32 protein-coding genes and 1 pseudogene are annotated in these 25,370 nt (G+C 72.9%); 22 read left to right on the top strand and 11 right to left on the bottom strand.

Features of this window, described 5'->3' with window-relative positions; genetic code table 11:
* Nucleotides 1-20: 20 nt before the first annotated feature.
* A complete protein-coding gene (locus ACWEMJ_RS11415; protein WP_452136771.1) occupies nucleotides 21-371 on the top strand; it encodes a 5-carboxymethyl-2-hydroxymuconate Delta-isomerase in 351 nt (116 codons plus the stop codon).
* Between the two features lie 142 nt (nucleotides 372-513).
* Here ACWEMJ_RS11415 and ACWEMJ_RS11410 read toward each other — a convergent pair whose 3' ends face one another.
* Nucleotides 514-918: a hypothetical protein gene (locus ACWEMJ_RS11410; RefSeq protein ID WP_452136770.1), complete on the bottom strand. Its 405-nt coding sequence runs from the start codon at nucleotides 916-918 to the stop codon at nucleotides 514-516.
* 480 nt (nucleotides 919-1,398) lie between these two features.
* Here ACWEMJ_RS11410 and ACWEMJ_RS11405 point away from each other — a divergent pair, with 480 nt between their 5' ends.
* Nucleotides 1,399-1,752: a ferrous iron transport protein A gene (locus tag ACWEMJ_RS11405; protein WP_452136769.1), complete on the top strand. Its 354-nt coding sequence runs from the start codon at nucleotides 1,399-1,401 to the stop codon at nucleotides 1,750-1,752.
* 273 nt (nucleotides 1,753-2,025) lie between these two features.
* On the opposite strand, the gene ACWEMJ_RS11400 is transcribed toward ACWEMJ_RS11405, so the two are convergent.
* The gene (locus tag ACWEMJ_RS11400) at nucleotides 2,026-2,745 is read right to left on the bottom strand and encodes a hypothetical protein (RefSeq protein WP_452136768.1); all 720 of its coding nucleotides are present in this window, start codon (nucleotides 2,743-2,745) and stop codon (nucleotides 2,026-2,028) included.
* Between the two features lie 147 nt (nucleotides 2,746-2,892).
* Here ACWEMJ_RS11400 and ACWEMJ_RS11395 point away from each other — a divergent pair, with 147 nt between their 5' ends.
* On the top strand, nucleotides 2,893-3,108 hold the full coding sequence (locus ACWEMJ_RS11395; protein ID WP_452136809.1) for an e9imm peptide: 216 nt from the start codon (nucleotides 2,893-2,895) through the stop codon (nucleotides 3,106-3,108).
* A 45-nt stretch (nucleotides 3,109-3,153) separates the two neighbouring features.
* On the opposite strand, the gene ACWEMJ_RS11390 is transcribed toward ACWEMJ_RS11395, so the two are convergent.
* A complete protein-coding gene (locus ACWEMJ_RS11390) occupies nucleotides 3,154-3,996 on the bottom strand; it encodes an aldo/keto reductase (RefSeq protein ID WP_452136767.1) in 843 nt (280 codons plus the stop codon).
* Nucleotides 3,997-4,126: 130 nt separating this feature from the next.
* On the opposite strand from ACWEMJ_RS11390, the gene ACWEMJ_RS11385 reads away from it, so the two are divergent.
* The 5 genes from ACWEMJ_RS11385 (at nucleotide 4,127) to ACWEMJ_RS11365 (ending at nucleotide 9,085) form a co-directional block, all read left to right on the top strand.
* Complete coding sequence (locus tag ACWEMJ_RS11385; protein ID WP_452136766.1) at nucleotides 4,127-5,008, top strand: helix-turn-helix transcriptional regulator; 882 nt, start codon at nucleotides 4,127-4,129, stop codon at nucleotides 5,006-5,008.
* Nucleotides 5,009-5,088: 80 nt separating this feature from the next.
* Nucleotides 5,089-6,291, top strand: coding sequence for an NAD(P)/FAD-dependent oxidoreductase (locus ACWEMJ_RS11380; RefSeq protein WP_452136765.1), 1,203 nt, complete (start codon nucleotides 5,089-5,091; stop codon nucleotides 6,289-6,291).
* A gap of 74 nt (nucleotides 6,292-6,365) precedes the next feature.
* Nucleotides 6,366-7,304 (top strand): sigma-70 family RNA polymerase sigma factor, encoded by a 939-nt coding sequence (locus ACWEMJ_RS11375; RefSeq protein ID WP_452136764.1) that lies wholly within the window; start codon nucleotides 6,366-6,368, stop codon nucleotides 7,302-7,304.
* A gap of 153 nt (nucleotides 7,305-7,457) precedes the next feature.
* Nucleotides 7,458-8,288, top strand: a complete 831-nt coding sequence (locus ACWEMJ_RS11370; protein ID WP_452136763.1) for an alpha/beta fold hydrolase — start codon at nucleotides 7,458-7,460, stop codon at nucleotides 8,286-8,288.
* Nucleotides 8,289-8,302: 14 nt separating this feature from the next.
* A complete protein-coding gene (locus ACWEMJ_RS11365; protein ID WP_452136762.1) occupies nucleotides 8,303-9,085 on the top strand; it encodes a MerR family transcriptional regulator in 783 nt (260 codons plus the stop codon).
* Between the two features lie 21 nt (nucleotides 9,086-9,106).
* Here ACWEMJ_RS11365 and ACWEMJ_RS11360 read toward each other — a convergent pair whose 3' ends face one another.
* Nucleotides 9,107-9,862 (bottom strand): alpha/beta fold hydrolase, encoded by a 756-nt coding sequence (locus tag ACWEMJ_RS11360; RefSeq protein ID WP_452136761.1) that lies wholly within the window; start codon nucleotides 9,860-9,862, stop codon nucleotides 9,107-9,109.
* Nucleotides 9,863-10,156: 294 nt separating this feature from the next.
* Nucleotides 10,157-10,882, bottom strand: a complete 726-nt coding sequence (locus tag ACWEMJ_RS11355) for a class I SAM-dependent methyltransferase (RefSeq protein ID WP_452136760.1) — start codon at nucleotides 10,880-10,882, stop codon at nucleotides 10,157-10,159.
* A gap of 279 nt (nucleotides 10,883-11,161) precedes the next feature.
* Between ACWEMJ_RS11355 and ACWEMJ_RS11350 the strand changes: the two genes are divergently transcribed.
* Together ACWEMJ_RS11350 and ACWEMJ_RS11345 are read left to right on the top strand one after the other, a co-directional pair.
* Nucleotides 11,162-11,536, top strand: coding sequence for a VOC family protein (locus ACWEMJ_RS11350; protein ID WP_452136759.1), 375 nt, complete (start codon nucleotides 11,162-11,164; stop codon nucleotides 11,534-11,536).
* A 32-nt stretch (nucleotides 11,537-11,568) separates the two neighbouring features.
* The gene (locus tag ACWEMJ_RS11345; protein WP_452136758.1) at nucleotides 11,569-12,138 is read left to right on the top strand and encodes a maleylpyruvate isomerase N-terminal domain-containing protein; all 570 of its coding nucleotides are present in this window, start codon (nucleotides 11,569-11,571) and stop codon (nucleotides 12,136-12,138) included.
* Nucleotides 12,139-12,151: 13 nt separating this feature from the next.
* On the opposite strand, the gene ACWEMJ_RS11340 is transcribed toward ACWEMJ_RS11345, so the two are convergent.
* Nucleotides 12,152-13,417, bottom strand: coding sequence for a YhgE/Pip domain-containing protein (locus tag ACWEMJ_RS11340; RefSeq protein ID WP_452136757.1), 1,266 nt, complete (start codon nucleotides 13,415-13,417; stop codon nucleotides 12,152-12,154).
* Nucleotides 13,418-13,548: 131 nt separating this feature from the next.
* On the opposite strand from ACWEMJ_RS11340, the gene ACWEMJ_RS11335 reads away from it, so the two are divergent.
* Both ACWEMJ_RS11335 and msrA read left to right on the top strand, forming a co-directional pair.
* The gene (locus ACWEMJ_RS11335) at nucleotides 13,549-14,121 is read left to right on the top strand and encodes a YbaK/EbsC family protein (protein ID WP_452136756.1); all 573 of its coding nucleotides are present in this window, start codon (nucleotides 13,549-13,551) and stop codon (nucleotides 14,119-14,121) included.
* A 130-nt stretch (nucleotides 14,122-14,251) separates the two neighbouring features.
* Nucleotides 14,252-14,758: a peptide-methionine (S)-S-oxide reductase MsrA gene (gene msrA / locus ACWEMJ_RS11330; protein ID WP_452136755.1), complete on the top strand. Its 507-nt coding sequence runs from the start codon at nucleotides 14,252-14,254 to the stop codon at nucleotides 14,756-14,758.
* A 114-nt stretch (nucleotides 14,759-14,872) separates the two neighbouring features.
* On the opposite strand, the gene ACWEMJ_RS11325 is transcribed toward msrA, so the two are convergent.
* Nucleotides 14,873-15,442, bottom strand: coding sequence for a TetR/AcrR family transcriptional regulator (locus ACWEMJ_RS11325; protein WP_452136754.1), 570 nt, complete (start codon nucleotides 15,440-15,442; stop codon nucleotides 14,873-14,875).
* A 105-nt stretch (nucleotides 15,443-15,547) separates the two neighbouring features.
* Between ACWEMJ_RS11325 and ACWEMJ_RS11320 the strand changes: the two genes are divergently transcribed.
* Entirely contained in the window at nucleotides 15,548-16,372 is an 825-nt protein-coding gene (locus tag ACWEMJ_RS11320) for a class I SAM-dependent methyltransferase (protein ID WP_452136753.1), read from the top strand.
* 42 nt (nucleotides 16,373-16,414) lie between these two features.
* On the opposite strand, the gene ACWEMJ_RS11315 is transcribed toward ACWEMJ_RS11320, so the two are convergent.
* Entirely contained in the window at nucleotides 16,415-16,783 is a 369-nt protein-coding gene (locus ACWEMJ_RS11315) for a winged helix-turn-helix transcriptional regulator (protein ID WP_452136752.1), read from the bottom strand.
* Nucleotides 16,784-16,891: 108 nt separating this feature from the next.
* Between ACWEMJ_RS11315 and ACWEMJ_RS11310 the strand changes: the two genes are divergently transcribed.
* Entirely contained in the window at nucleotides 16,892-17,530 is a 639-nt protein-coding gene (locus ACWEMJ_RS11310; RefSeq protein ID WP_452136751.1) for an NAD(P)-dependent oxidoreductase, read from the top strand.
* Between the two features lie 602 nt (nucleotides 17,531-18,132).
* Here ACWEMJ_RS11310 and ACWEMJ_RS11305 read toward each other — a convergent pair.
* The gene (locus ACWEMJ_RS11305) at nucleotides 18,133-18,858 is read right to left on the bottom strand and encodes a GNAT family N-acetyltransferase (RefSeq protein ID WP_452136750.1); all 726 of its coding nucleotides are present in this window, start codon (nucleotides 18,856-18,858) and stop codon (nucleotides 18,133-18,135) included.
* A 64-nt stretch (nucleotides 18,859-18,922) separates the two neighbouring features.
* Here ACWEMJ_RS11305 and ACWEMJ_RS11300 point away from each other — a divergent pair.
* Nucleotides 18,923-19,324 (top strand): annotated as a pseudogene (locus tag ACWEMJ_RS11300) (AAA family ATPase); the annotation flags it as partial.
* Nucleotides 19,325-19,460: 136 nt separating this feature from the next.
* On the opposite strand, the gene ACWEMJ_RS11295 reads toward ACWEMJ_RS11300, so the two are convergent.
* A complete protein-coding gene (locus ACWEMJ_RS11295; RefSeq protein ID WP_452136749.1) occupies nucleotides 19,461-19,703 on the bottom strand; it encodes a hypothetical protein in 243 nt (80 codons plus the stop codon).
* Between the two features lie 172 nt (nucleotides 19,704-19,875).
* On the opposite strand from ACWEMJ_RS11295, the gene ACWEMJ_RS11290 reads away from it, so the two are divergent.
* The 7 genes from ACWEMJ_RS11290 (at nucleotide 19,876) to ACWEMJ_RS11260 (ending at nucleotide 25,085) form a co-directional block, all read left to right on the top strand.
* A complete protein-coding gene (locus ACWEMJ_RS11290; protein ID WP_452136748.1) occupies nucleotides 19,876-20,238 on the top strand; it encodes a S26 family signal peptidase in 363 nt (120 codons plus the stop codon).
* Nucleotides 20,239-20,393: 155 nt separating this feature from the next.
* On the top strand, nucleotides 20,394-20,960 hold the full coding sequence (locus tag ACWEMJ_RS11285; protein WP_452136747.1) for a methyltransferase domain-containing protein: 567 nt from the start codon (nucleotides 20,394-20,396) through the stop codon (nucleotides 20,958-20,960).
* Nucleotides 20,961-21,383: 423 nt separating this feature from the next.
* Nucleotides 21,384-21,791 (top strand): ISL3 family transposase, encoded by a 408-nt coding sequence (locus ACWEMJ_RS11280; RefSeq protein ID WP_452136746.1) that lies wholly within the window; start codon nucleotides 21,384-21,386, stop codon nucleotides 21,789-21,791.
* A 43-nt stretch (nucleotides 21,792-21,834) separates the two neighbouring features.
* Nucleotides 21,835-22,638, top strand: a complete 804-nt coding sequence (locus tag ACWEMJ_RS11275) for a hypothetical protein (RefSeq protein ID WP_452136745.1) — start codon at nucleotides 21,835-21,837, stop codon at nucleotides 22,636-22,638.
* A 131-nt stretch (nucleotides 22,639-22,769) separates the two neighbouring features.
* On the top strand, nucleotides 22,770-23,858 hold the full coding sequence (locus ACWEMJ_RS11270) for a hypothetical protein (RefSeq protein ID WP_452136744.1): 1,089 nt from the start codon (nucleotides 22,770-22,772) through the stop codon (nucleotides 23,856-23,858).
* Between the two features lie 41 nt (nucleotides 23,859-23,899).
* Nucleotides 23,900-24,604, top strand: coding sequence for a hypothetical protein (locus ACWEMJ_RS11265; RefSeq protein ID WP_452136743.1), 705 nt, complete (start codon nucleotides 23,900-23,902; stop codon nucleotides 24,602-24,604).
* Nucleotide 24,605: 1 nt separating this feature from the next.
* Nucleotides 24,606-25,085, top strand: coding sequence for a hypothetical protein (locus ACWEMJ_RS11260; protein ID WP_452136742.1), 480 nt, complete (start codon nucleotides 24,606-24,608; stop codon nucleotides 25,083-25,085).
* A 13-nt stretch (nucleotides 25,086-25,098) separates the two neighbouring features.
* Here ACWEMJ_RS11260 and ACWEMJ_RS11255 read toward each other — a convergent pair whose 3' ends face one another.
* Nucleotides 25,099-25,317, bottom strand: a complete 219-nt coding sequence (locus ACWEMJ_RS11255) for a hypothetical protein (protein WP_452136741.1) — start codon at nucleotides 25,315-25,317, stop codon at nucleotides 25,099-25,101.
* Nucleotides 25,318-25,370 lie beyond the last annotated feature (53 nt).

Raw genomic sequence — 25,370 nt, 5'->3', positions numbered from 1 at the left:
TTCCAGGAGGACTCCCCGCCATGCCGCAGATCCTGATCGACCACTCGCCCGGTCTCGACTTCGACGCCACCGCCTTCGCCAAGGAGGTGCACCAGTTGATCCCCGAGGTGATCGACACGGCCACCGCCGACTGCAAGACCCTGGTGCGACCGGCCGCCGGCCACCTGGTCGGGGACGGTTCGACGGGTGAGGCGGTCGTCCTCGTCGAGATCAAGATTCTGGCCGGGCGCAGCGCCGAGGCGCGCGGTGAGCTGTCGGCCCGGGTCACCGATCTGCTGCGCTCGCACGTTCGGGTGCCGGCCGCGTTCTGCGTGGAGGTGAGCGAACTCGACCGCGAGACCTATGTGTTCGTCCACCACGCCGGGCACTGAGGGTGCAGGTGCACCCCCCGTTCGGGGCCGGTGCGGAGTGTTCCGCCTCGGCCTCGGACAGGTCCCGGCCCTTTCGGATTCGGGGAGAGACCGAAGCGGGGCCGTCGGCGGGGGCGTTCGGTCGGCGGGCGCGTTCGGTGGGCTACTGCTTCGTGGGGACGCTGCCGGTGTCGGTCTCGGCGGGGGTGTCGAGCTTGACGAGGCGCTTCGGCTTGGCTCGGGTGCTTTTGGCGCGCTTCGGCAGGAGTTCGGGGTCGAGGGCTTCGCGGCCGTTACGGGCACGGAGGGGATCGGTGGCCTCGTTGAGGACGGAGAGGATGCGCGGGCGCCCCGGGGGATCCGGCAGTTCGGGCGAGGACGGGCCGTCCGGGAGGAGGTCGGCGAGGGAGAGCACGGTCTTGCGGGTGATCGCGAGGTGTTCGAGATGGACCTGCGTCTCCTGCAGTCGGCCGTGCAGGTCCTCGATCTGCACGTGGAGTTCGTCGGCCACGTAGTGTGCGGCCTTCTCCTGGAGGTCGAGTACGTCGAGCAGGGGCTGGATGTTCATGCCGTCACCGCTTTCGGGTCGCGCCGGGTGGGGGTGTTCGTGCCGCTGGGGCGGAAGGCCGTGGAGGCGGGGTCCAGGACCGTCAGGGTTGGGTCGTGCGGATGGCGGGCCGGGCGGGGGGACGGTTCGGGGATGACGTGGTCGGTCCCGTCGTTGCGCCGGGCGGCGAAGCAGTGGTTCGGCGTGCTCTTCGGGGGCAGGCCGAGCGGGAGGTGGGCCCGCTGGCGGCCGGTGCCTTGAGGGCCGCCTGCCGGTAGTACCGGTCTGACCAGCAGTAACTGCTCGTGTGCCAAGTCGGGTGGACAGGGCTTGGGTTCGCTCACGCCACCACCCCAGCAGAACACCGCCCCTGGAAGGGCGGACTCCGTTCCTCTCCACACCATCAGGTGACAGGAAATCAGGTCAAATCGAGATGAACGGCACGCTTGGCTTGATCTTTAACCTGTGGCTACTGGGGGTCCGGACGGGGAGGCTGGGTCCATGGCTGTTGACCCGTCGTCCGACTCGGCGAAGGCACGAGACCGGAAAGCTGTCGAGCGCATCCTGTGCCGTCCCCTGCACCAGGCCTGGCCGGCGGACGCACTGGCGCCCGGCAGTCGGGTAACGGTGATCCGCGACCCGGCGTGGGACGGGCCGTGGCAGGTCGAGTTCCTGGGCACCGTGGACGACCTTGGGGCACCGGAGTCGGTCGAGAACCCCCGTGCGCAGGTCGGCGAGTTGTCGTACTGGGTCGTCTTCGACGAACCGCAGTACGACAGCAGCGGCAGCGGTCCGTATCGCAGGGCCCAGATCTGGGGCCGGCACCTGCGGCCCAAGCCGACCTCTCCGGCGTAACCGGAGCGAGGCCGCTGTCGCCTCCCGTCCGCTCGTTCTGGTTCTGGGCTTTGGACCGGGCGAGCATCGCCGTTCGTTGGATGGTGGGACGGCCCCTGGCGTGAGCACGTGCGCCGTCGAGAGGATGGTGGCCCAACTCCGAGGGTATAGGCGGGAGTTTGCCGGACGATGGCGTCCGCATCTAGGACATGACCGTGCTGTCGATCTCGCCCTGACGCCCGAGCTCAGCCGACAGTTCGGGCCGCTTCGGACGATGGGTGGATTCGGATCGTCTCAAGTCCGGTTGCTTCGCAGGGCGTTGGCGAGGGCGTTGGCTTGGGTGTGGGTGAGGTTGGGTGACCATGGGGTGGGCGAATGGTGGGAGGGGTGGCTGCCGCCGCTCAGTGGGGAGTTGGTGGAGCTCGGGTGGCGGGGGGAGGGGCGTCGGTTGTGGAGGAGGTGGGCGGATGCGGTGGGGGCGAGGTCGGTGGGGGTGCCGGTGGTGGTGAGGGCGGTGCTCAGGAGGGGTGCTGCTTGTGGGGGCAGGTGGTCGGCGGAGAGGAGGGGGAGGAGGAGTAGGAGTCGGGCGGCGGGGTCGTGTATGCCGGGGGTGGTGGGGGCCGGTGCTTCGGCGATGTGGACGAGGTCGCGCCAGGAGAGGCCGGGGCCGTACCAGTCGCCGTTGAAGCTGGAGAGGGGTTCTGCCCGGGGCCAGGTCGGGTGGGTCAGGAGGTAGTCGATGCCGGGGTCGCCGGTGAGGTTGCGGTAGACGACGACGGCACTGTGGCCGCCCTGGAACGGGATGCGGAAGGTCGGCCAGGCCCGGTGGTCGAGGAGAATCTCGGAGAGGGCGTCGGTGTCCGCACCGTCGGCTCCGAACCACTCCGGTTCCGGCCGGGCCTCGTCCGGGGTGAACCGGCACATGGCCAGCAGGTGGTTGGGCCAGAACCCGGCGCGCTCAAGCAGCGGTTCGCCGGCGACCAGCGGGCCGTGGTTGTATCCCTTGATCAGCACGGACGGGAGTGTGTCAGACCCCACCGACGGGGCTTCCATGGCGACTGCCCCTGGCGCCGGTAACTTCTCGGTGGGAAGACCGTTTTGCCGGCTCCAGCGGCGGACGGCGGACGGGCGCGACGCGGGTTGGGACGGGCTGCAGTGGTGATGGATCGTGAGGCCGCCGTGTCGACGGTGCAGCGGATCATGGACGGGGAGTACGCCGATGACGCAGAGGTCGACCGTGCGCTGGTGGCTCTGGCCAGGGGGCTCGGGTGTCCGGGCGGGTACGTCAGCAACTTGATCTTCTGGCCGGAGGGGGGTTCGCCGACGGCCGCGGAGATTGTCGAAAAGGCCCTGGCGTACCGGCCCTTCGCCCTGTGAGCGGTGCCGTCGGGGGAGGGAGGCTCCCGGTCGCGGGGGGTGGGGTTATGCGTATTTGAGGAGCAGTTGCAGCATGCGGGGGTCCTGGTGGGTGAAGCCCAGGCCGGGTTGGTGGCGGTCGAGTTGGGTGAGGGCGTGCATGTCGTCGGGGGTGAGGTGGAAGTCGTGGACGGCGATGTTCTGGCGCAGGCGGGCGGGGTTGGTGCTCTTGGCGACGAGGGGGATGCCGCGTTGGAGCAGCCAGCGGAGGACGATCTGGGGGACGGACCGGCCGTGGGTGGCGGCGATGTGCTGGAGGACGGGGTGGGAGTACAGGTCGGGGTTGCCCTGGGCGAGCGGGCCCCAGGCCTGGAGGACGGTGCCGTGGGTGTCCTGCAGGGCCCTGGTCTCGTGCTGCTGGTGGAAGGGGTGGACCTCGCGCTGGTTGACGGCCGGGACGACGCGGTGGTGGGTGACCAGGTCGAGGTAGCGGTCGGGGTGGAGGTTGGAGACGCCGATGGCCCGGACGCGTCCCTCGTCGAGGAGCTCCTCCATGGCTCGCCAGGCCCCGTAGTAGTCGTTGAAGGGCTGGTGCATCAGGTACAGGTCGAGGTAGTCCAGGCCCAGGTTGTCGAGCGAGACCTGGAAGGCCTGCTTGGTCGTCCGGTAGCCGTAGTCCTTGAACCACAGCTTGGTGGTCACGAACACCTCCTCGCGCGGGATGCCGTGGTCGCGCAGGGCCGCGCCGACGGCCTTCTCGTTGTAGTAGCGGGAGGCCGTGTCGATCAGCCGGTAGCCGGCGTCGAGGGCGGCGGGGACGGTCCGGGCGACCTCTTCGTCGGTCATCCGGAAGACGCCCAGACCGATGCTCGGCAGCTGCACGCCGTTGTTGAGGGTGGTGAATTCCATGGGTTCTCCCGGTGCGTCGAAGGGTGGCACGGACCAGGCAACACCGGGCGGCGACGCGGTGGGAGGCCGCGCCGTGAGGGGTACTGGCAGGGACCCTCACCCGGGGCGCGGGCTGCCTAGGCTGGCGGGCATGGACAACCGCGAAGAAGCCGCCGCGTTCCTGCGCTCCCGCCGCGATCGGATCACCCCCGAGCAAGCGGGTCTGCCGGTGCACGGCCTGCGACGGGTGGCGGGGCTGCGGCGCGGCGAGGTGGCGATGCTGGCCGGGGTCAGCGTCGAGTACTACACCCGGCTGGAGCGCGGCAATCTCAAGGGCGTGTCGGAGAGTGTGCTGGACGCCGTCGCGCTGGCGCTGCGCCTGGACGACACCGAGCGGATGCACCTGTACGACCTGGCTCGCGCCGCCGGCTCGACAACTCGGCTCAGGAGGAAGGGAGTTGAGGAAGGTCGGGTGGTGCGGGCGAGTGTGCGGCGGATCATCGAGGGGATGCCGGACCTGCCGGCCTTTGTGACCAACGACCGCCTGGACACGCTGGCCGCCAACCCGCTCGGGCGGGCCCTGTTCGCGCCGATGTTCGCCGATCCCACGGGCTCCCCGAACACCGCGCGGTTCGTCTTCCTCGACCCCGCCGCCCGCCGGTTCTACGCCGACCGGGAGCAGGTCGCGCGCGACGCGGTGGGCGGGCTGCGGGTCGCGGCCGGCAAGAACCCGTTCGACCCGGAGCTGACCCGGCTGATCGGCGAACTGTCCACCCGCAGCGCGGAGTTCAGCAGGCTCTGGGGCGCCGGGGACGTGCACGTGTTCCGGCGCGGCGTGAAGCGGCTGCGGCATCCCGTGGTCGGCGAACTGGAACTCGACCACGAGAGCATGCGGCTGCCGGACGAGAACGGGCTGAGCGTGGTCGTCTACAGCGCGCCCCCGGGCGGCCCGGCCGCCGACGCGCTGTCCGTGCTGGCCAGTTGGGCCGCGACGGCCGATCGACGGTCGGAGGCCGTCGCCCGGGAGGAGTGACCCGGCTCACATCCGGCTGCTGTCAGCAATCGGCGCGCCGTCCCGTTCAGAGGGCACGCGAACCAGACAGGAGCACTGAGATGAGGCACCGCATCGTCGTCCTCGGCGCCGGTTACGCCGGAGCCTTCGCCGCCGGCCGGCTGGCCCGCCGGCTGTCGCCCGCCGAGACCGGGATCACCGTCGTCAACGCCGCCCCCGACTTCGTCGAGCGGATGCGCATGCACCAGCTCGCCAGCGGCCACCGGCTCCCACACCGGCCGCTCGCCGAGCTGTTCGCGGGCACCGGCGTCCAGGTCCGGGTGGCCCGCGTCACCGGGCTCGACCTCGAACGGCGCAGCGTCGCCGTCACCGACGAGGACGGCGACGCCGAACTCGCCTATGACACGCTGCTGTACGCGCTCGGCAGCGGCGTGGACCGGCACCAGGTGCCCGGCGTGGCCGAGTACGCGTTCGACGTCAGCGGTCTGCCGTCGGCGCTGCGCCTGCGCGAGCGGCTGGCCGAACTCGGCGCGGGGGCAAGCGTGTTGGTGGTCGGGGAGGGCCTGACCGGGATCGAGACCGCCACCGAGATCGCCGAGGCCCGGCCCGATCTCCGGGTGGCGCTCGCCGCCCGCGGCGAACTCGGGGCGTGGCTCTCCCCGAAGGCCCGCCGCCACCTGCGCGCGTCCTTCGCCCGGTTCGGGATCACCGTCCACGAGCACACCGCGATCGAGGCCGTCGAGCCCGGACGGGCGCTCGCCGCCGGAGGTGTCGTCGTCCCCGCCGAGGTGACGGTGTGGACCGCCGGTTTCGCCGTGCCGCCGCTGGCGGCCGCGAGCGGGCTGGAGGTCGCCGCCGACGGCCGGATCGTGGTCGACCGCACCATGAGGTCGCGCTCGCACCCCGAGGTGTACGCGGCCGGGGACAGCGTCCACGCGATCGGCGAGAACGGCCGCCCGCTGCCGATGTCCTGCGCCTCGGCCGGCTTCACCGGGCTCCAGGCGACCGCCGCGATCATCGCCCGACTGACCGGCCGCGACGTGCCGCTCTCCGGACTGAAGTACTACGGCAACCACATCAGCCTCGGGCAGCGCGACGCGATCGTGCAGATGGTGGACGGCAGCGTCCGCTCGAAGTCCTGGTACCTGGGCGGCCGGACCGCCGCCGGGTTCAAGGCGGGCGTGCTCAAGGGCTCGCTGTGGAGCATCGCCCACCCGACGTACGGCCTGCCCCGGCGCAGGCACCGGCCGACGGCCGCGCCGAGCGTCCCGCCGACGGTGCGGCCGGCCCGTCGGGCCGCCTGATCCCGGGCCGGGCGGGCCCCGATCGGCAAGCCACGGGCGGAAGTCGTGCGTGAACAGTTGAGTAGGTTGAGGGCATGGACAGTGCAGCGATCGACCGGTTCGAGGCCAGCCGGAGCCGACTGGCCTCGCTCGCCTACCGGCTGCTCGGCTCGGCCGCCGACGCCGAGGACGCCGTGCAGGAGGCGTTCCTGCGCTGGCAGGGCGCGGACCGGGCGCGGATCGAGGTGCCGGAGGCGTGGCTGACCAAGGTGGTCGCCAACCTCTGCCTGGACCAGCTGCGTTCGGCCCACGCCCGGCACGAGCGGGCGGCCGGCGACCTGCTGCCCGAGCCGCTGCTGGCGGGCGACCCGCTGCTCGGGCCCGCCGAGACCTTCGAGCAGCGCGAATCGGTGTCGCTGGCCGTGCTGACGGTGATGCAGCGGCTCGCGCCGGTCGAACGCGCCGCGTACGTGCTGCGCGAGGCGTTCTCCTACCCGCACGCCGAGATCGCCGGCCTGCTCGACATCAGCGAATCCGCCAGCCAGCAGCACGTCCACCGGGCCCGCCGGCGGGTCGCCGCCGAACACCGCAGCGGCGCGGAGGTGGACCGGGCCTCCGCACGCCGGGTGGTCGAGGAGTTCCTGACCGCCGCCACCTCCGGACGGGTCGACCAGCTGGTGGCGATGCTCACCGCCGACGCCACCGCGGTCTCCGACGGCGCCGGGCTGGCCAAGCGGCTGCTGCGGCTCACCACCCGCGAGCAGATCGCCGCCAACGTGCGGGCCGGGTTCCGCCCCACCCCCGCCAAACGGCGCCTGGCCGGCGGCACCCCCGTCCTGCACATCGCCGAGGTCAACGGTGCTCCCGCGCTCGTCGCCGTGGTCGGCGGCCGGGTGCGGGGCGTCGTGGTGCTCGCGCTGCGTGACGGCAAGATCGCCGGGCTGTGCGGGATCGCCGCCCAGCACCGTCTGGCCCGGGTGGACGCGGCCTGGCAGCGCCTCGCCGACCGGCCACCGGCGGTTGCCAGTTGGTGAGTTCGGGCCCGGGGCGGAGTGGGCACCGAGCTGGGCCAGGGGGCGGAGCCTGGCCGGGGCCGGAGAGCAGGCCGAGGTCGGCGCGGGGAGGCGGCGGCCGGCCCGCGCGGTGGGGCTTGACCTTGACCTCGGGTCAAGCTCCAGGCTGGCGGCATGACGAAGAACGCGAACACGAACGTCGGCCGTGCCGCTGCCTGGTCGGGCCTGGTGCCGGTGGAGGACACCGCTCTGGCCGTCACCGACAGCGGCGGGCCCGGGCAGCCGGTGGTCTACCTCAACGGGTCCTATGCGACGCAGCGGAACTGGCGGCGCGTCATCGCCGAACTCGGGGACGGCTACTACCGGCACATCACCTTCGACGAGCGGGCCCGGGGACGGTCGGGGCAGTCCGGCGACTACTCGTTCGCCGCGTGCCTGCGCGACATCGACGCGGTGCTGGAAGCGACCGGGGTGCGGCGGCCGCTGCTGGTGGGCTGGTCGTACGGGGCGGCGCTGGCGCTGCACTGGGGGACGCGCAATCCCGGGCGGGCCGTGGGGGCGGTGATGGTCGACGGCGGGTATCCGTGGGACTACCTGGCCACCGTAGAGGGCGGCCGGGAGGCGGGGCGCGAGCAGATCAGGGGGATGTTCCGGAAGTTCGGCCCGATCATGCCGCTGGTGCGGCCGCTGGGCATGGCAGCGCGGATGTCCGCCGCCGAGCACGCCGAGATCAACATCGAGCTGAACGAGATCGTGGCCGACAGCGACCCGCTGTTCGACCTGGTCACCTTCCCGATGCGGTTCGTGGTCGCCACCGGCGCCAGCCTCGGCGGCACCGAGGAGGGCCTCACCGCGATGCGCGCCACCCTGGACCCGATCCTCGCCCGGAACCCGAACGTCCGGGTCGGCGCCACCGTCGCGAGCAAGCACACCACCGTCCTGCGCAAGGACTTCCGGGCCGTCGCCGCCACCGTCCGCGAGCTCTGCCAGGACACCGTGCGGTGAGGTTCTCCGACGAAATGACAGACCGGATGTCGGACGGGATCACCATCGGCCAGGCCGCCGCGTTCGCCGGCATCACGGTGAAGACCATCCGGGTCTACCACCGCAGCGGCCTGGTCGAGGAACCCCGCCGCGACAGCTCCGGCTACCGCCGCTACGGCACTGCCGAGCTGCTCCGCCTGGTCCAGGTCCGCACCCTCGCCCAGGCGGGCGTCCCGCTCGCCGGGATCGGTGCGATCCTGGCCGCCGAGGGCGACGACTTCGGCAGCGCGCTCGACCGGGTCGAGGCGGACCTCACCCGGCGGATCGAGGAACTGGCCGCCCGCCGCGCCACGTTGCGCCGCCTCGCCACCGGCGACCGGGTCCTGCTGCCCGACCGGGCCTGCGCGATCCTCGACCGGATGCCCGGCCTCGGCTTCCCCACCGAGGACGTCGCCACCGCCCGCGAAGGACTCGTCCTGGTCCGGGCGCTGATGCCGGCGGGCTTCGACGACTACCTCGCGCAGATCGAGCACGGCCTGGCCGATCCCCGGCATGTCGCGCTGATCGGACTCACCTGGAGCGCGGGCCGTTGGGACGCCGACGACCCGCGGATCGAGGAGCTCGCGGAGGAGGTGGCGCGGCACTTCGCCGAGGACCCGTCCCTGCTGCCGACCCTGGCGGGCCTGCGGGGGACGGCCGACGCGGGCACCCGCCGGGACCTGCTCACCCACCACGGGGAGGACGAGCGGCCCGGCTGGGCCAGGCTCACCGCGCTGATCCAGCAGAAGCTGCGCGCGGCGGGCGTGGACCTGTCCTGACGGCGGGTCGGATCGGCGGGGTCAGCGCCGGAGGAAGGCCTCCAGGGACGCGGCGAGGGCCACCGGGGCCTCGTACATCGGGTAGTGGCCGCTGCCGGCCAGCTCCTCGAGTTCGGCGTTGGGGTAGTGGGCGAGGAAGGTGCCGCGCATCACGTCGGCGGTCAGGGCGAGGTCGTGCTCGCCGACGATCACCTTGACCGGGACGGGGTTGCCGGTGACGCGGTCGGCCAGGTCGGCCGTCGCCCAGTCGTGGACGTAGCCGTCGAAGGCCTTCGGGTCGGACAGCCGGAGCGACTGGTCGACCATGCGGTCCAGCCAGACCCGGCCGGCGCGTCGGCCGGTGACCAGGTCGAGGATCGCCAGCCGCTTGTCGCGGTCCTCGGCGGCCCCGTAGAACAGCGCCTCGCCCGCCTCGTCCAGCGGGTACGCCCCGGCGGGCACGGGCGCCAGGCCGACCAGCTTGCGCACTCGCTGCGGGGCGTCGGCGAGGACCTGCTGGGCCGCCTTGCCGCCCATGGAGTGGCCGACCAGGGAGAAGCGCTCCCAACCGAGTTGGTCGGCGAGGGCGAGTGCGTCGGCGGCGATCTCGGCGAGGGTGTACGCGCCAGGGACGTCCTTGCGCTGCCCGTAGCCGCGGTAGTCGAGGAAGGCGTAGCGGAAGGCGTCGCCGTCGAGGTAGTCCAGGAAGGGGCCCCAGCCGGCGCTGGTGCCGAACCAGTCGTGGAGGACCAGGACGTGGTGGTCGCCGGTGCCGACGGAGTGGTGAGGGATCGTCATGCCTTCGGTCGTTCCCCGCGAGTCGCCTGTCCGAACGGACGGTTCGCGGAGGAACCGGGCGGGGGAGCGGCCGGCAGCCTGCCGGGCATGTTCGAGTACCACGGCCGGGTGACGATCCGGGAGAGCGCCGGAGCGCAGGACGAGGAGGACGTCGCGGTCGAACGGGCGCGCCTGGAGCGGCTGGTGGCGGGGATCGAGGAGCAGGCGCGGGAGGCTGGCGGGCCGTTCGGCGCGGTGGCCGGGGTGCGCCGTGCGTGCCGGTGCTGGAGGCCCCCTGGCCGGGCTGACGGGCGGTCAGGGGCGGCGGGCCAGGAAGACGAACTCGCGGCCCGGGCGGTCGGGCGCGTCACGGACCTCGCGGAGGTCGAAGCCGGCCGTGCGCAGGTCGTCGGCCACCTCGGCGCGCTCGCGGAAACGCAGGGTGGAGTCGGCGGTGAGGTGCTCGCCGGTCGCGGCGAACACGTAGTGCGAACGGTACGTCACCAACGGGCCGGTGGCGTCGAGCAGTTCGACCCAGGCCTCGACCCGGCCGGCGTCCGGGAAGTCGGCGACCTGCCGGGTGGTCGCGCGGGTCCAGCCCTCCCAGGCGCGGCGGGCCGGGTCGCGGGTCTCGAACACCAGGTGGCCGCCGGGGCGCAGCGCGCCGTGGACGCCGCGCAGGGTGGCGAGCCAGTGCGCGGGTTCGGTGATCTCCTGGGCGGCGTTGGCGGTCATGGTGACCAGGTCGACCCGCAGCGGCGGCAGGGCGGTGGCGTCGCCGCAGATCCAGTGGATGCCCTCGCCGCCGGGTTTGGCGCGGGCGATGTCGACGGAGGCCGCCGCCGGGTCCACCCCCGTCACCGCGACGCCGCGCGCGGCGAGCAGGAGCGCCAGCACGCCGGTGCCGCAGCCGAGGTCGAGCACGCTGCGCGCGCCGAGCTCCGCCGCCAGGTCGAGGTAGGGGAGCAGGTCGGAGCGGTCCGGGTCCAACCCGTCGTACAGGGCGGCCAGTCGGGGGTCGGTGAAGCACTCGTCTGCCATGCGGGCGAGGGTACGGCCGAGGGGCGGCCGGGCACCCGCGGTTTTCCGGGGGAGGCGGAAAACCCGTTGCGGGTGGGGCGGGGCGCTGCGTACGGTGAGCGGGTGAACACCGGAACGGCCTTGGGCCACGCACGGATCGGCGACCCGGTGGGCGGCTGAGGCCGCCCCGGGTGCCCGCGGGTTGCCCGCCGGTCAGGGGACCGCCCGGTCCCGGGAGCAGCACTCCCGGCTCGACCAGGCTCGTCAACACCCCCTACCCGGAACGAGGTTCATCCCGTCATGCCTGCCGCTTTCAACCACACCATCATCCCCGCCACGGACCGCGAGGCCTCGGCACGCTTCTACCTGGAGCTGCTGGAGGCCGAACAGGCGCCGTCCTGGGGGCCGTTCACCAACCTGACGCTGGCCGACGGCGTGCTGCTGCAGTTTGCCGAGCCGCCGGTGGAGATCCAGCGCCACCACTACGCCTTCCTGGTGGACGACGACCACTTCGACCGCGCCTACGCGCTGCTCGTCGAGCGCGATATCCCGCACTGGGCCGACCCGCAGATGCAGCGCCTCGGCGAGACCAACACCGAGCACGGCGGGCGCGGCGTGTACGTGCTCGACCCGGCGGGCCACGGGGTGGAGCTGATCACCCGCCCCTACCTGTAGGCCGTACGCGGTGCGGGTGCGAGGATGACCTGATGGACCATCAGGACGTGCGCGCCGCCCTCGCGGAGCTGCAACTCACCCTCGCCCCGCACCTGGACGCCGACTGGAGCGTCCCGGCCGGCGGGCTGGAGTGGTCGTGCCAGGAGACCCTGGCGCACATCGGCCATGACCTGCTCGCCTACGCCGGCCAGCTGGCGGCCCGGCCCGCCGACCGCTACCTGCCCTTCGACCTGACGGTCCGCCCGGGCACCGACCCCGCCACCACCCTGCAGATCGCGCTGGCCTGCGGCGAGCTGCTGGCGCTCGCGCTGGCCGCCGCCGACCCCGCGCTGCGGGCCTGGCACTGGGGGCCGGCCGACCCCACCGGCTTCGCCGCGATGGGCGTCGCCGAGATCCTGCTGCACACCCACGACATCGCCGCCGGCCTCGGCCTCGTCCGGACGCCGCCGCCCGAGCTGTACGCCGCCGTGCTGGCCCGGCTGTTCCCGGACGCGCCGGCCGGCGACCCGGTGCGGGTGCTGCTGTGGTGCACCGGGCGCGGCGAACTGCCGGGCCTGGCGCGGCGCGAGTCCTGGGGGTGGAAGGCCGCGCTGTCCGAGTGAGGCGGCCGGCCCGTCAGGAGGGGGTCGGCACCATGCGGTGCAGGCCCTTGCGGTCGTAGTAGGCGGTCATCGCGAAGCCGAAGACCAGCGCCACCACGAACCCCACCGCGATCATCACCCAGCCGCGGGTCAGCCCGGCGTCCGCCTGCGCGTCGAAGTACAGGATCGCCCGCACCCCGCCCGCGAGCTGCCGCATCGGCTCGAACGAGCCGAGGAAGCGGTAGAAGCCCGGGGTGGCCTGGAGCGGGATCGTCGCGCCCGAGGACGGCAGGGCGAGCGCGATGAAGACGAACATCGCGACCAGCTGGCCGAGGCTGCCGAAGGCCGCGTTGATCGCCTGCACGCCGAGCCCCACCGAGGTGCAGGCGGCGAACGAGAACACCCACAGCAGCGGCAGGTGCGGGGCGTCCATGCCGAGGATGCCGATCGTCGCCACCATGATCATCGTGGCGGTGACGGCGGACAGGCCCGCCGTCATCTCCATCTTCACGATCAGCGTCTGGGTCCGGTTGATCGGCACCGTCGGCCGCCGGGTGTGCCACGGCCCGATCTCGCTGTCCGCGTAGCCGAGCGCCGTGTCCACCCCGTTGTGCACCAGGTTGGCGCTCAGGAACCCGGCCAGCACCAGCAGCAGCGTGTAGTAGAACGCGCCCAGGCCCAGCCCCGTGTGCCGGGCGATCGGATGCCCCTGCTGCACCTGCACGTCGACCGGGTCGGCCAGCAGCAGCCGCGCGGTCGCCGGGGCGTCCGGCACCGCCGCCGTCAACTGCCTGCCGATCGCCTGCGAGGAGCGGTGCGCCGCCTGCTGGGTGATCTGGCCCGCCAGCGAGGACGCCAGCGAACCCGTGCCCGGGTTGGTCAGCGACAGCAGCACCGGACGGGCCGAGGCCTGATCGCCCGCCAGCGCCGCCACCGTCCGGGAGAAGTCCTCCGGCACCACCAGCGCCCCGTACACCCGGCCCGAGGACAGCAGATCCTGCGCCTCGGCGCGCGACACCCGCCGCCACTGCACCTGGCCCGGCGGCGTCCCGGCCGCCACCGCGTCCGCCACCTGCGCGCCGAGCGGCGCGGACTGGCCCGGCAGCGGTGGGCCGGCGTCCGCGTCCACCAGCGCGATCGGCATCCGGTGCAGGTCCTCCGAGGGGGTCAGGATGCCGCCCATGTACAGCAGCGACAGCCCCAGCGCCACCAGCGCGCTCAGCACCCCCGGGATCAGCCACAGTTTCCAGTGCCGCAGCACCTGCCAGGCCTGCACCTTCGGGGGACTTCCGGTCGCCATTGCCGCTCCGCCCAGTTGACGCCAGCTCGGCCCCCGGGCGGGGGCTCCGACGAGGCTAGGGGCGCGGACGGCCGCCGCGGCGGCGACACCGGCGGGGCTCACCCCAACGGGCCAGCGCTAGGGTGGGCGGCATGGACGAGAGGGCTGTGGTGGACGAGCAGGTGACGGTGCCGTTCGGGAACTTCGCGACGGTACGGCGGGCGGTGGACGTGGACCTGGTCGGTCCCGTCGCCGCGGCGCTGAAGCAGTGGGACGCCGAACTCGCGTCCGCCGTACGGTACGTGGACACCGACCCCGAACTCGCGGACACCGCCGTGTTCTGCGCCGCCTACGACGTCCCCGTCGAGGCGTCCGCGAACTGCGTGGTGGTCGCCGCCAAGCGCGGCGGCGAGACCACGCTGGCCGCCGGCCTGGTGCTGGCCACCACCCGGCTCGACGTCAACAAGGCGGTGCGCGGCCACCTCGGCGCGCGCAAGGCCTCGTTCGCCCCGATGGACACCGCCGTCGGCGAGAGCGGCATGGAGTACGGCGGCATCACCCCCGTCGGCCTCCCCGCGCACTGGCCGCTGCTGATCGACGCCGCCGTCGCCGCCACGCCCTGGGTGCTGATCGGCAGCGGGCGGCGGCGCGGCAAGCTGGTGCTGCCCGGCGCGGCACTGGCCGCGCTGCCCGGCGCGCAGGTGCTGGAAGGCCTGGCCGGCTGACCTGTGCCCGGCGGGAACACCGGCCGGGCGGCGGAGGTTGGAGCGGATGGTCCCCGCCCGGCGGCGCCGGGCGGACGGGCCACGCACCGCACCAGGAGTGCGGACGTCCCACGCGAGGAGTGAGAACGAGATGACCACGGACCGGGCTGTCCTGGCCGGCGGCTGCTTCTGGGGAATGCAGGAGCTGATCCGCAAACTCCCCGGCGTCCAGTCGACCCGCACCGGCTACACCGGCGGCGAGAACGCGCACGCCACCTACCGCAACCACCCCGGCCACGCCGAGGCGCTGGAGATCGTCTACGACCCGGAGCGGATCAGCTACCGCACGCTGCTGGAGTACTTCTTCCAGATCCACGACCCGAGCACCGTGGACCGGCAGGGCAACGACATCGGCAGCAGCTACCGCTCCGCGATCTTCTACGCCGACGAGCAGCAGCGCGCCACCGCGCTCGACACCATCGCCGACGTGGACGCGAGCGGGCTGTGGCCGGGGAAGGTGGTCACCGAGGTGACGCCGGTCGGCGACTTCTGGGAGGCCGAGCCCGAGCACCAGGACTACCTGCAGCACTACCCCAACGGCTACACCTGCCACTACCCGCGGCCCGGGTGGAAGCTGCCGGTGCGCGACGCCGGCTGACGGCCGGAGGATCGGGACCGCCGACCGGGACCGCCGCCCGGGTGCGCCGACCGGGACCGCCGATCGGGTGCGCCCGGTCGGCGGTCGCTGCGATTCGGCTGTGCGGCGTCGGCGTCAGTGGCCGCCGCGGGCGCGCAGCAGGGCGTCCAGCGAATCGACGATCCACTCCCAGGAGGACTGCGGATCCACCGGCGTGTGGGCGAACCCGCCGGCGGCCTCCAGCTCGATGTACCCGTGGAACGCCCCGCCGAGCAGGCGCACCGCGTGCGTCCGGTCCGGCTCCGGCAGGTCGTAGCCGCGCAGGATCGCCCTGGTCAGCTGGGCGTGCCGGGGCGCCGCACTCGCCGCCGCCGTCTCCGGGTCCAGCCGCAGCCGGGTGGCCTGGTAGCGGCCCGGGTGCTCGCGCGCATAGCCCCGGTACGCCTCCGCGAACGCCGCCAGCGCGTCCCGCCCCGCCCGTCCGGCGACCGCCTCGGCCGCCCGGTCGGCGAGCTCGGTCAGCGCCAGCAGGGCGATCCGCACCTTCAGGTCCTGCGAGCTCTTCACGTGCGAGTACAGGCTGGCCACCTTCACGTCGAAGCGCCGCGCCACCTCCGTCACCGTGACGTTCTCGAAGCCCACCTCGTCGGCCAGCTCCGCACCCGCCCTGGTGAGGACCTCCGCCGACAGACCTGCACGTGCCACCGGGCCCGCCTCCTGCTTTCTTGATCGGATCGTACGGTCCATGATTATCCATCTGCCTAAGTGATTTAGGTGTCGGGGCACGGCGTTTCGTGAAGGGGCGGGCACGTGGACGAGGTAGACGAGGTGGACGCGTTCGACGCGCTGGAGCGGCGGATCTGGGCCCGGAGCACCGAGGCGTACGGCGCGAGCGTCGGCCGGCTGTGCGCCCACCCGGTGCCCGCGCTGCTCGACGCCGCCGGGGTCCGGCCCGGGAGCGCGGTGCTCGACGTCGGCACCGGGACGGGCACCGCCGCGGCGGGGGCCTGCGCACGCGGGGCCCGGGTGACCGCCGTGGACGCCGAACCCGGCATGCTGGCCGAGGCCCGGCGGGCCGCGCCCGGGGCGGCGGTGCGGGCCGCGACGCTACCCGAACTCCCCTTCGGTGACGGCGAGTTCGACGCCGTGGTGGGCAACTTCGTGCTGGGCCACGTCGGCCGGGTGGGCGCCGCCATCGCCGAGCTGCGCCGCGTGCTGCGCCCCGGCGGGCGGCTCGCCCTCACCGCCTGGGCCGCCCCCGCGCCGCCCGGGCAGTCGCTGCTGGCCCGGGCCTTCGAGGCCGCCGGGGCGGTCCGGCCCGCCGACCTGCCGTCGCCGCCCGCCGCGCTCGCGGCCGTCACCGACCCGGACGGGTTCCGCGCGCTGCTGGCGGACGGCGGGTTCGCGGAGGCGCGGGGCCGGGTGCTGCGCTGGGAGCACCGGACGAGCGCCGAGGCGTGGTGGGGCGGACCCGGCGGCGGGGTGGCGTTCCTGGGGGAGCTGCTGCGGCGGCAGTCGCCGCAGGTACGGGCCTCGGTGCGGCGGGAGTTCGACCGGCTGGCACGCGAATTCGCCTGCGCGGACGGGGAGTTGGCACTGCCGCACGCCGCCGTGCTGGTGTCGGCGCGGCGCTGAGGCCGGGTGCTGCGCTGAGGCCAGGTGCGTGGCGTGCTGCGGTCAGGCGGTGCGGTCGGCCGCCTCGCGGGCGTCCAGCAGTTCGGACAGGTGGGTCTCGGCCCAGGCGCGGGCCGTGGCCAGGACGTCGAGGAGGCTGCGGCCGAGCGGGGTCAGCTCGTACTCGACGTGGCGGGCCGGGGCGGTGTGGACGGTACGGCGGACGAAGCCGTCGCGCTCCAGCGCGCGGAGCGACGCCGTGAGCACCTTGGGCGTGATGGTGCGCAGCGGGACGCGGAGCTCGGAGAACCGGCGCGGCCCGCCCTCCAGGCACTGGACGATCATGCCGGCCCATTTGTCGCCGACCCGGATCGGCATCAGCTCGGACGGGCACACCGGGTCGAACATCTCGGGATCCAGGGGTTCGCGCACGGGCCCACGGTAGTGCGGTATCCCGGCGGTAACCACGGGGGTGACTAGCTTTCGGACAGGTCGGGCGGAGAGTCCGGCGGACGATTCGAGAGATGAGGCGGTTGTCCGATGAGCGAGATCGTGGTGTTCGGCGCGGGTGGACGGGCGGGGCGGGCGGCCGTCGTGGAGGCCGTCCGGCGCGGGCATCGGGTCACCGCCGTGGTCCGGAACCCCGACGCGCACCGGGAACTGACGGCCCACCCGGGCGTCCGCGTGCTGGCCGGCGACGTCACCGACCCCGACGCGGTAGCGGACCGGGCCGCCGGGCACGACGCCGCGATCGCGGCCGCGTACGACGCCGGGGCCCGGCCGGAGGCGTTCTTCACCGACGCCGCGCACGCCCTGCTGGCCGGACTGGAACGGGCGGGCGTCGGGCGGCTGATCACCGTCGGCCTGGGCGCGACACTGGAACTGGCCCCCGGCGTGCCGCTGATGGACGCCCCCGGCTTCCCGGCCGAGTTCCGCCCCTTCGCCCTCGCTCACGCCGCCGGCACCGCCGTGCTCCGGGCCGCGAACACCCCGGTGGACTGGCTGGTGGTCAGCCCAGCCGGCGACTTCGACCACACCGCCGAGCCCACCGGCGCGTACATGGTCGGCGGCGGCGACTTCGCCGGGCGGGTGACGTACGGGGACTTCGCGCTGGCGCTGCTCGACGAGATCGACGCTCCGCGACACCGGCGGGTGCATGTGGGAATCGTCGGGGGCTGAATGGCCGAGCGTGGCGGCGGTGTTGCGGGCGCAGGGTGGTCGCCGGCCGGTTGGGCTGCGGATCCTGAGGAGGGGCGCTGTGGTTCACGTGAGCGATATGACGGTCGCCGAGGGTGGCCCTGCGGACGTGTGGGACTTCCTGTCGATGTTCCACGACGACAGTTCCTGGCTGGTGCCGGTGCCGCCCGTCGACCTGTACGCGGCCCTTGAGCGGGAGGAGCGCCTACCTCTCGTCGACCAAGTGCTGCGCCACGTCCGGGCCGGGCAGACGCGGATCTGCCGCGACCTCCTGAGCCGCGTGACGGGTGGCTCGGTGCTGACCGGCGAGGCCCCGGAGTTCGCCCCGCCGGCCGGGGAGCCCGAGCTCTACCTGCACCACCTGGTGACCAGGAGGCGATTCCGGCCGCTCATCATCGCCGCCCTGGTCGCCGACGCCCGGCCGAGGCCGCCCGCCGCGGTGCGCGGCTGCTCCGGACGCACTGCTGGGCCGGGGAGGACGGCCGCCTGGTGCGCGAGTACGAGGAACACGGCTTCACAGCGACCGTCGAGTTCGACGAGCTGTGGTCGGACGGGTCGCCCCGGCCGGGGCGTGAGGGGGCGGCTCAGGGGACTTCGGCGGAGAGTTGGGTGCCGAGTTCGTGGAAGCCGAGGTGGGCGGCGACGCGGCGGGAGGCCGGGACGCGGGCGCGCCATTGGGGGAGGAGGCCGGCGGCGAGGGCGTGGTGGGCGGCGACTGTCGCGGTGTGGCGGGCCAGGGCGCGGCCGCGGTGGGCAGGGTCGGTGAGGACGGCGAAGTGGGCGAGGTCGAACGGCCAGCGGCGGTAGCCGCAGGCGGCGACCACCTGGCCGTCGGCGAGCACGGCGAAGGCGGGGGAGGTGAGGCCGGCCAGCCCGGCTTCTTCGGCGTCCGTCGGGTCGGTGCGGTGTTCGAGGTCGCGCAGGCGGGGGTCGGTGGGCGCGAGTCGGACGACGACCGGGTCGGTGGCGGGCGGCTGGGGGCGGAGCCCGTCCGGGGCGAGGTAGGCGAGTGAGGCCGGGCCCAACAGCTCACCGACAGGCAGGAGTTGACGCAGCCGGTCGGCGTCTGCGGCGGTCTGCGCCGGACGCTCCCGCAGGGCCGCCCGCACCAGGGCTGCCCGTCGCTCGTCCGGGGCGGTCGCCAGCACCGCGCCGCCCAGCGCGACCAGCCCGACCCAGCCGGGCGGGCACAGGCCGGAGCCCGGGGCGACCACGACGGTGGCCGCGCCCGGGCCGGGGAAGGGAGCCGGTACGCCCGCCAGGGCCTCCCAGCGATGCCAAACGGTTTGCAGCAGTGGGGAGTTCGTCATTGCCGCATCCTGCCCGGCACATCCGGATGCCGGCATCCCGATTTCCCGGCCGTAGCCAGGGGACATGCGCAGAGCGACACCGGTGGTGCACCTGCTGCTCGGGCTGCCCGGGGCCGGAAAGACCGCGTACGCCCGGGAGTTGGAGCGGGGCGGGGTGGTTCGGCTGTCCGTGGACGGGCGGATGGCGGCGCGGCACGGACGGTACGGGGTGGACTGTCCGCAGGCGACGCACCTGGAGCTGCTCGGGGCCGTGGTGGATCAAGTGCGCGAGGAGCCGGCGGAGCTCGTCGGGGCCGGTCGGTCGGTGGTGCCGCACCACGGGCTGGGGACGCGCGCCGAACGGGACGCGTACAAGCGGCTGGCCGTCGGGCTCGGTGCGCGGTGGAGGCTGTCGCACTTTCCGGTGGAGCAGCCGGAGTTGCTGCGGCAGTCGGCCGCGCGGGAGGCGCGGGGCGAGGGTGTGGATCGCCGAGCACTCGGAGCAGCCGTGCGGGGAGGGGAAGGAGCGGCCCCCGGGCCTGCGGTAGGTGGTGGGGCGGGCCCGGGTCCGGTCGGTGGGGCTGGTGCCGGTGCCGTCCGACGTGGATCCGGGCCGCGCGGGGTCAGGGGTTGGCCGGGGCCTGGATGGTGGCGCCCTGGCAGGCGGTGGGGGTCTGGGCGCAGAGCTTCGCGACGTCGGGGAGCTTCTGGTCGGTGCTGGCGGGGTCGCGCTGCCAGTGCTGCTGGGGCTCGGAGGCCGCGGGCTTCGGCGCCGCGCCGGGGTCGGCGGCGTGGGTGGTGCCGCAGGCGGTCAGGGCCCCGGCGGCGAACACGGCGGCGGCGATGGCCAGGACAGGACGTTTCACGGCGAGTGCTCCAAAGGACAGTGGCAGGCCCCGGGCGGGCCGTCCCCCCGGCGCGCATTCTTCCGTGTGCGACGCGGCGACCGCCAGAGGATTCGGGGGCGGATTCGAAAACCTGGGCGGGCGGGGCGAAAGCCGCTGGTGTCCGCCGGGGTTCGGCTGTCACGATCATCGGATGGGTGCTCTGGACGCGGTGGCGGCGAGGGTGGCGGGCGGGGCGACGGTCGGGTTCCGGCCGAGCGGTTCGTCGATGGTGCCGCTGATCCGCAGCCGGCAGCCGGTGGTCGTCGCGCCGGTCGAGGCACCGCTGCTGACGGCCGGTGACATCGTGCTGGCCCGGGTCGCCGGCACTGTGTACCTGCACCTGGTGTCGGCCCTCGATCCGGCCCGGCGGCGCGTGCAGATCAGCAACAACCGGGGCCGCGTCAACGGATGGACGGGCTACGACCGGGTGTTCGGCATCTGCGTCTCGGTCGACGGCGTCGCCCGTCCTGGCGCGGCGGTTCGGACGGCGACAGCGACGGAGGCCCCGGAGTGAGCGATCGGCAGGCTTACGCGACGGGCCCGGCAGAACTGCGTCAGCGGCACCGCTGCTCGTTCGGCGAGGCGGCCGGTGCCTGCGCCGCGCACCGCCCCGACCACGCGCCGGGCGCCGTCCGGTAGGCGATCGAACTCGCGCCCGGCCGACGGGAGTTGGACCTCGGGGCGGGGACGGGCAAGCTCACCGGCTGCCTGCTCGCGGCGGGCGTCGAGGTGGTGGCCGTCGAACCGGACGCGGCGATGCCGGCCCAGCTCCGCCGGGAGCTGCCGCAGGTGTGGTCGCGGGCGGGCAGTGCGGAGTCGATTCCGCTGCCGGACGGGGCAGTTGACGCGGTGGTGTCCGGCAATGCGATGCACTGGTTCGACATGGACGCAGTCGGGCCGGGATCGCCCGGGTGCTCGCCCCGGCGGCGGCTGGTCGAGGAACTCCCCGGCCCGGCACCGCCGGTGGTGGGCGTCGACGAGTACGCGACGCGCAAGGGCCGCTCCTACGGGACGGTGCTGGTCGACGCCGAGACCCGCCGGCCGGTGGATCTGTTGCCCGACCGGGAGGCGTCGAGCCTGGCGTCGAGGTCGTCTGCCGTGACCGCGCGCCGTTCTTCGCCGAGGGCGCCACCGCCGGAGCCCCACAGGCCGTCCAGGTCGCGGACCGCTGGCACCTTCGGCACAACCTCAGTGAGGCGGCCGAGCGGGCCGTCGCCCGCCACCGACAGTGCCTGAACGCGGCAACTCCACTGCCAAGTCGGGCCGTTGCCTTCAAATCCTGTGGGGCGAGACCAGAGTGTGGACCAGCCCTGGCCGACGGGCTTCCGGTTCGCAGACCGCACCCGGACCCGGCACGCCGCGGTGCACGCCCTGCTGGCCGCAGGCCACAGTCGGCGCGCCGTCCAGCGGCAACTCGGCATGACCGGGCGCACGGTCAAAGCCTTGGCCGACGCCGCGAACCCGGAGGAGCTCTTCCGGAGCCAGTGGTAGAACCGGACATCCGTCCTCGACGAGTACAAGCCTTACCTCGACGACCGGTGGGACGAGGGCTGCACCAACGCCTGGAAGCTCTGGGAAGAGATCGTTCCGCTCGGCTACAAGGGCAGTTACCAGCGCGTCAGCGCGTATCTGCGGCAGAAGCGGACCTCACCCCGATCGGTGACCGGGCAGCCGCCGTCGCCCCGCACCGTCGCCGACCGGATCCTGCGGCGACCCACGGCGCTGCCAGAGGCCGAACAGCTCCAGCTCAAGGCCGTGCTGGCCCGCTGCCCCGAGTTGGACGCCCTGACCCCGCACGTCCGCGCCTTCGCCGTCATGCTCACCGAGCGCCAGGGCGAGCGTCTCCCCAATTGGCTTGACGCGGTCCGCCAGGACGACCTCCCCAGCCTCCACACCCTCGCTGCTGGCATCGACCGCGACCGGGACGCCGTCATCGCAGGACCCACCCTCCCCTGGAACTCAGGCGTCGTTGAAGGCCACGTCAACCGGATCAAGATGCTCGAACGCCAGATGTTCGGTCGCGCAGGCTTCGAACTCCTACGCAAGCGCGTCCTGCTCTACACGTGACACCCCACGCAGTACTGGCTCGGCGTCGGTATAGCCTCCGCCTGTGACCGACAACCCCGGCCGGACCGAGAATCCGCACCTCCACGTGCTACCTGACTATCAAACGCTTCTGGACGACACTGATTGGGCGTCGCTCGCCACCGCACGGGGGACAGGCGAATCCCTGCCGGCAGCGCTGGCTCTCATCATCGACCCCGACCCAGCCGTCAGAGCAGCCGCCACCGAGGACGCGCTCAGCGAAGTAACCCACCAGAACAGCATCTACGAAGCCACCGCCCCCGTAGCGCTCTACATCGCAGCCATCCTCAACCATCCTGACATTGCGGTGGACCATCTCGGCCACGATGCCAGCGGGCCACCGCACCGCCCGACCCTCGTGAGGCTGCTCGAGTGGCTCAGCGACACCGCTTACGACGCCGACGACGAGATCGTTTCCATCGGTGAACACCGCGCTCCGGGGTTCCTTGACGACTACTGGGAGATGCGTGCGTTCCGAGACCTGCGCCCGACGATTTTCCACGCCGTCCATCCCCTTCTCGACCACGACAACGCGGACGTACGAAACGCGGCCCTCGTCGCTGCGATCCCCCTCGCAGAGCACCCCGTCCTCACCGCACACCGGGCCGAGCTGGTCGGCCACGCCCTCCGCCTGCTGGCCACCAGCACCGACCGCCACAACCGAGACCGAGTCCTGGACGCCATGAAGGCATGGGGCTACGCCACCAACGCCCTGGAGAACGCCGCCGACATCGCGGCCCGCGAACGCTACGCCCGCCTTAAAGCGGAACACGACTCCTGGTGGGCCCTCGACGGAACAGGCGGCTACTCAGAAGAGCCACCGTTCTGACTCAGGGAAGCACGGCACACCCCAGATCCATCGATGACTCAGCGTGGCCGCGCCACGGAAGTTGAGCCAGAACCACAACTCATGATTAAAGCCACCCCCGCACCGTCTTCATCCGCATTTACCACCTCACGTTGTGGCTGAACTGGCTGCATGAGCGCCGGATCGCCACGCTCGCTGCCGTCACCCAGGACCACTGCGAGGCGTTCCTGCGCGAGCACGGCGTCGTCCGGGACAGGGATTCCGGCGCCGTCCTGCGGGACAAGGCCGGTGGCTCGCTGCGGTCGGTGGTGTCAGCCATGCAGGACATCACCGACTACGGCGAGCTGCTGTCAACCGACCGGCACCGCCCTGGGTTCCGGCCCTGGGGCAAGCGATCACCCCGCGTCGTCTCCGGGGCACCGTCCCGGCCCCACGTGGTGATCAAGACGGAACCGCTGGACGACAAGGTGCTGCGGCCGCTGCTGACGGCCTGCTTGCACCTGGTCGACGTGCTCGGTCCGTACATCGTGGATCTGCGGACCGAGCTGCAGGCCGAGCGTGAGGTCCGGCGGAAAGCCGAGTGGTCGCGGAATCTGCGGGACGCCGACCAGCTCGCCGCGCTCGTCGACGCGCATCTGCGGACGGGCCAGCCGCTGCCACGGTTTGAGGAATCGCAGGTGACCAAGCGCCTCCGGTCCGGATGGGACCCGAAGGATCCGTTGCTGGATGCCAACTTCCAGCACCTGCTTCGGCCGACGGGGCACCGTGACATCGGCAAGGCTCTCCTGATCCAGGCCCGATCGCTGCTGGAGGAGGCGGTCGCCGAGGTCGGCACCGAGTACGTGTGGTGTCGCAAGCCTGCCGACGTCCCTCGCGCGGATACCGGCGAGATGATCCCGTGGTCTCTACCCCTGTCGACCGCCGGCGACGATGCCCTGATCCGGGTCGCCGGCCACGCCTGCAAGGTCGCCACCTCCGCGCTGACCGGCATGCGGTCCAGCGAATTGATGAAGCTCACGGTCGGCTGCCGCCGCACGGACGACGCCGACGGCACCGGTCCGGCCCGGCACCGGCTGGTCGGCAAGGTCGTCAAGGGCCGACCGTGGGGCGGCGAGGCCGACGAGTGGGTTGTCATCGAGGAAGTCGTACGCGCCATCGCGTTGGCCGAACAGCTCACCGACGTCGGCTCCGGTCAGCCGTTGTTCGGGCAGTTCCCCGGCTTCGAGTCCAGGGGGCCATGACCTGGCTCCGGCAGTGGGTCGCCTCGCCCGCTGGCCGACGCATGGGCCTGGAGCCGATCCCCGACAAGCCGGTGCATCCCCGGAACCTGCGGCGGACGCTGTCCGTCGAGATGGCCGCCCGTCCCGGTGGCGTGCTCGCCACCAAGGTCCACTTCAAGCACCTGCAGGTGGCCACCAGCGAGGGGTACGCCGGCCGGCCGGGCGGCGCGCAGGCCGTCTTCCACCACGAATGGAAGAAGGAGGAGGCGAAGGAGAAGCTCAAGCGGACTGTCGAGGCATATCGGCAGTTCGAACAGGGACAACTGCCCGTCGGCCCTGGAGCCGACGCTCTACTGGCGGCTTTCCGCGCCGTCGAGGACGAGCTGGCCGACCATGAGCCGGGTCCGGCGAAGGTGGTCACCGACCGGCAAGTCGAGTTGCTGCTGAAGAAGAAGGCGTCGGTGCTGCACCTGTCCGCGGCGAACTACTGCTGGTTCGAGGACCCGGCGAAGGCGCTGTGTCTCAAGCTCGCCGGCACCAGATCCGCAGCGGCTCCACTGGCCGGGCTGTGTGACAGCTTTCGCTGCCCGCAGGCAACCCACCACCTCGTCCACCGTCCCGTCCGGCAGGCCGCGGCCGACAACGGGGCCGTCCTGTTGGCCGGCCCCCGCATCCCGGTCGGGGAGAAGGAACGGATGCGGGCCGAGCACGAGCGGTCCATGCGGGTCCTCCAGGAGATCGACAAAGCACCCGGAAGGGCCGGATGACATGGCACTCAGCCACCAGCAGCGCGACCAGGTCGAACGACGCATCCGCGCGGCCATCGACCGGCTGTTGGTCGGGCAGATCCCGCCCGGAGGCGCCTGCGACGTCAAGACGCTCGCCCGCGAGGCGGGCATCTCCCGCGCCGCCCTCTACCGGACCTGGGGCCCCCTCAAGGACGAGTTCGAGAAGCGGCGGGCGGCCGCCCAGGCCGCTGGTCAGCAGCCCGATCCGCGCGAGGCCCGCATCGCCCGGTTGCGCGATCCGAACCAGCGGCTCATCGGCAAACTCGCCCGCACCCATGGGGAGTTCAACCAGCTCAAGGAACGCCACCAAATGCGGCTGTCCGCCCTCGCGGCCAAGGACGACGAGCTCCAGCGCCTCCGCCGCGAGAGAAGTACGTTCAGCCGCGAACTCCCCGCCCTGGCCCCCGGCCTGGGGCAGGGGGACGATGCCAGGAGCGTCATTTCCCTGCCCCGCCGCTGAGCGCATACGTGCTTCAGCGGCGGCAGATCCAGTAACTATCGCGGGCCGGGTGCCTGCGTCGCTCGCCATTGGGGCTGGTCACCACGACGTTGCCCTCCTCATACGAGAGCCGGTCGCCCGCTGCGACGAACACCGGCCCGTCCAGTTCGACCTGGAAGTCGGATTGCAGCAGGAACTCGCTGATCAGCAACATTCGCGGCACGGGGGTGACCCCGTCGGCATTCACTCGCATGAGCCGAGCATTCCGGACGGCCCGATGCCGCCGCGACAGGTTTTGGGGTTCAG

The organism is Kitasatospora sp. NPDC004531 (genome assembly GCF_053602195.1).
Note: the sequence above shows the minus strand (reverse complement) of the source record. Positions and strands in the feature narration are given on the sequence as shown.

Bases quoted from the DNA above. Each gene is read 5' to 3' on its own strand.
- ACWEMJ_RS11415 (WP_452136771.1), top strand. From the start codon at position 21: ATGCCGCAGATCCTGATCGACCACTCGCCCGGTCTCGACTTCGACGCC.
- ACWEMJ_RS11410 (WP_452136770.1), bottom strand. From the start codon at position 918: ATGAACATCCAGCCCCTGCTCGACGTACTCGACCTCCAGGAGAAGGCC.
- ACWEMJ_RS11405 (WP_452136769.1), top strand. From the start codon at position 1,399: ATGGCTGTTGACCCGTCGTCCGACTCGGCGAAGGCACGAGACCGGAAA.
- ACWEMJ_RS11395 (WP_452136809.1), top strand. From the start codon at position 2,893: ATGGATCGTGAGGCCGCCGTGTCGACGGTGCAGCGGATCATGGACGGG.
- ACWEMJ_RS11390 (WP_452136767.1), bottom strand. From the start codon at position 3,996: ATGGAATTCACCACCCTCAACAACGGCGTGCAGCTGCCGAGCATCGGT.
- ACWEMJ_RS11385 (WP_452136766.1), top strand. From the start codon at position 4,127: ATGGACAACCGCGAAGAAGCCGCCGCGTTCCTGCGCTCCCGCCGCGAT.
- ACWEMJ_RS11380 (WP_452136765.1), top strand. From the start codon at position 5,089: ATGAGGCACCGCATCGTCGTCCTCGGCGCCGGTTACGCCGGAGCCTTC.
- ACWEMJ_RS11375 (WP_452136764.1), top strand. From the start codon at position 6,366: ATGGACAGTGCAGCGATCGACCGGTTCGAGGCCAGCCGGAGCCGACTG.
- ACWEMJ_RS11370 (WP_452136763.1), top strand. From the start codon at position 7,458: ATGACGAAGAACGCGAACACGAACGTCGGCCGTGCCGCTGCCTGGTCG.
- ACWEMJ_RS11365 (WP_452136762.1), top strand. From the start codon at position 8,303: ATGACAGACCGGATGTCGGACGGGATCACCATCGGCCAGGCCGCCGCG.
- ACWEMJ_RS11360 (WP_452136761.1), bottom strand. From the start codon at position 9,862: ATGACGATCCCTCACCACTCCGTCGGCACCGGCGACCACCACGTCCTG.
- ACWEMJ_RS11355 (WP_452136760.1), bottom strand. From the start codon at position 10,882: ATGGCAGACGAGTGCTTCACCGACCCCCGACTGGCCGCCCTGTACGAC.
- ACWEMJ_RS11350 (WP_452136759.1), top strand. From the start codon at position 11,162: ATGCCTGCCGCTTTCAACCACACCATCATCCCCGCCACGGACCGCGAG.
- ACWEMJ_RS11345 (WP_452136758.1), top strand. From the start codon at position 11,569: ATGGACCATCAGGACGTGCGCGCCGCCCTCGCGGAGCTGCAACTCACC.
- ACWEMJ_RS11340 (WP_452136757.1), bottom strand. From the start codon at position 13,417: ATGGCGACCGGAAGTCCCCCGAAGGTGCAGGCCTGGCAGGTGCTGCGG.
- ACWEMJ_RS11335 (WP_452136756.1), top strand. From the start codon at position 13,549: ATGGACGAGAGGGCTGTGGTGGACGAGCAGGTGACGGTGCCGTTCGGG.
- msrA (WP_452136755.1), top strand. From the start codon at position 14,252: ATGACCACGGACCGGGCTGTCCTGGCCGGCGGCTGCTTCTGGGGAATG.
- ACWEMJ_RS11310 (WP_452136751.1), top strand. From the start codon at position 16,892: ATGAGCGAGATCGTGGTGTTCGGCGCGGGTGGACGGGCGGGGCGGGCG.
- ACWEMJ_RS11305 (WP_452136750.1), bottom strand. From the start codon at position 18,858: ATGACGAACTCCCCACTGCTGCAAACCGTTTGGCATCGCTGGGAGGCC.
- ACWEMJ_RS11290 (WP_452136748.1), top strand. From the start codon at position 19,876: ATGGGTGCTCTGGACGCGGTGGCGGCGAGGGTGGCGGGCGGGGCGACG.
- ACWEMJ_RS11265 (WP_452136743.1), top strand. From the start codon at position 23,900: ATGGGCCTGGAGCCGATCCCCGACAAGCCGGTGCATCCCCGGAACCTG.
- ACWEMJ_RS11260 (WP_452136742.1), top strand. From the start codon at position 24,606: ATGGCACTCAGCCACCAGCAGCGCGACCAGGTCGAACGACGCATCCGC.
- ACWEMJ_RS11255 (WP_452136741.1), bottom strand. From the start codon at position 25,317: ATGCGAGTGAATGCCGACGGGGTCACCCCCGTGCCGCGAATGTTGCTG.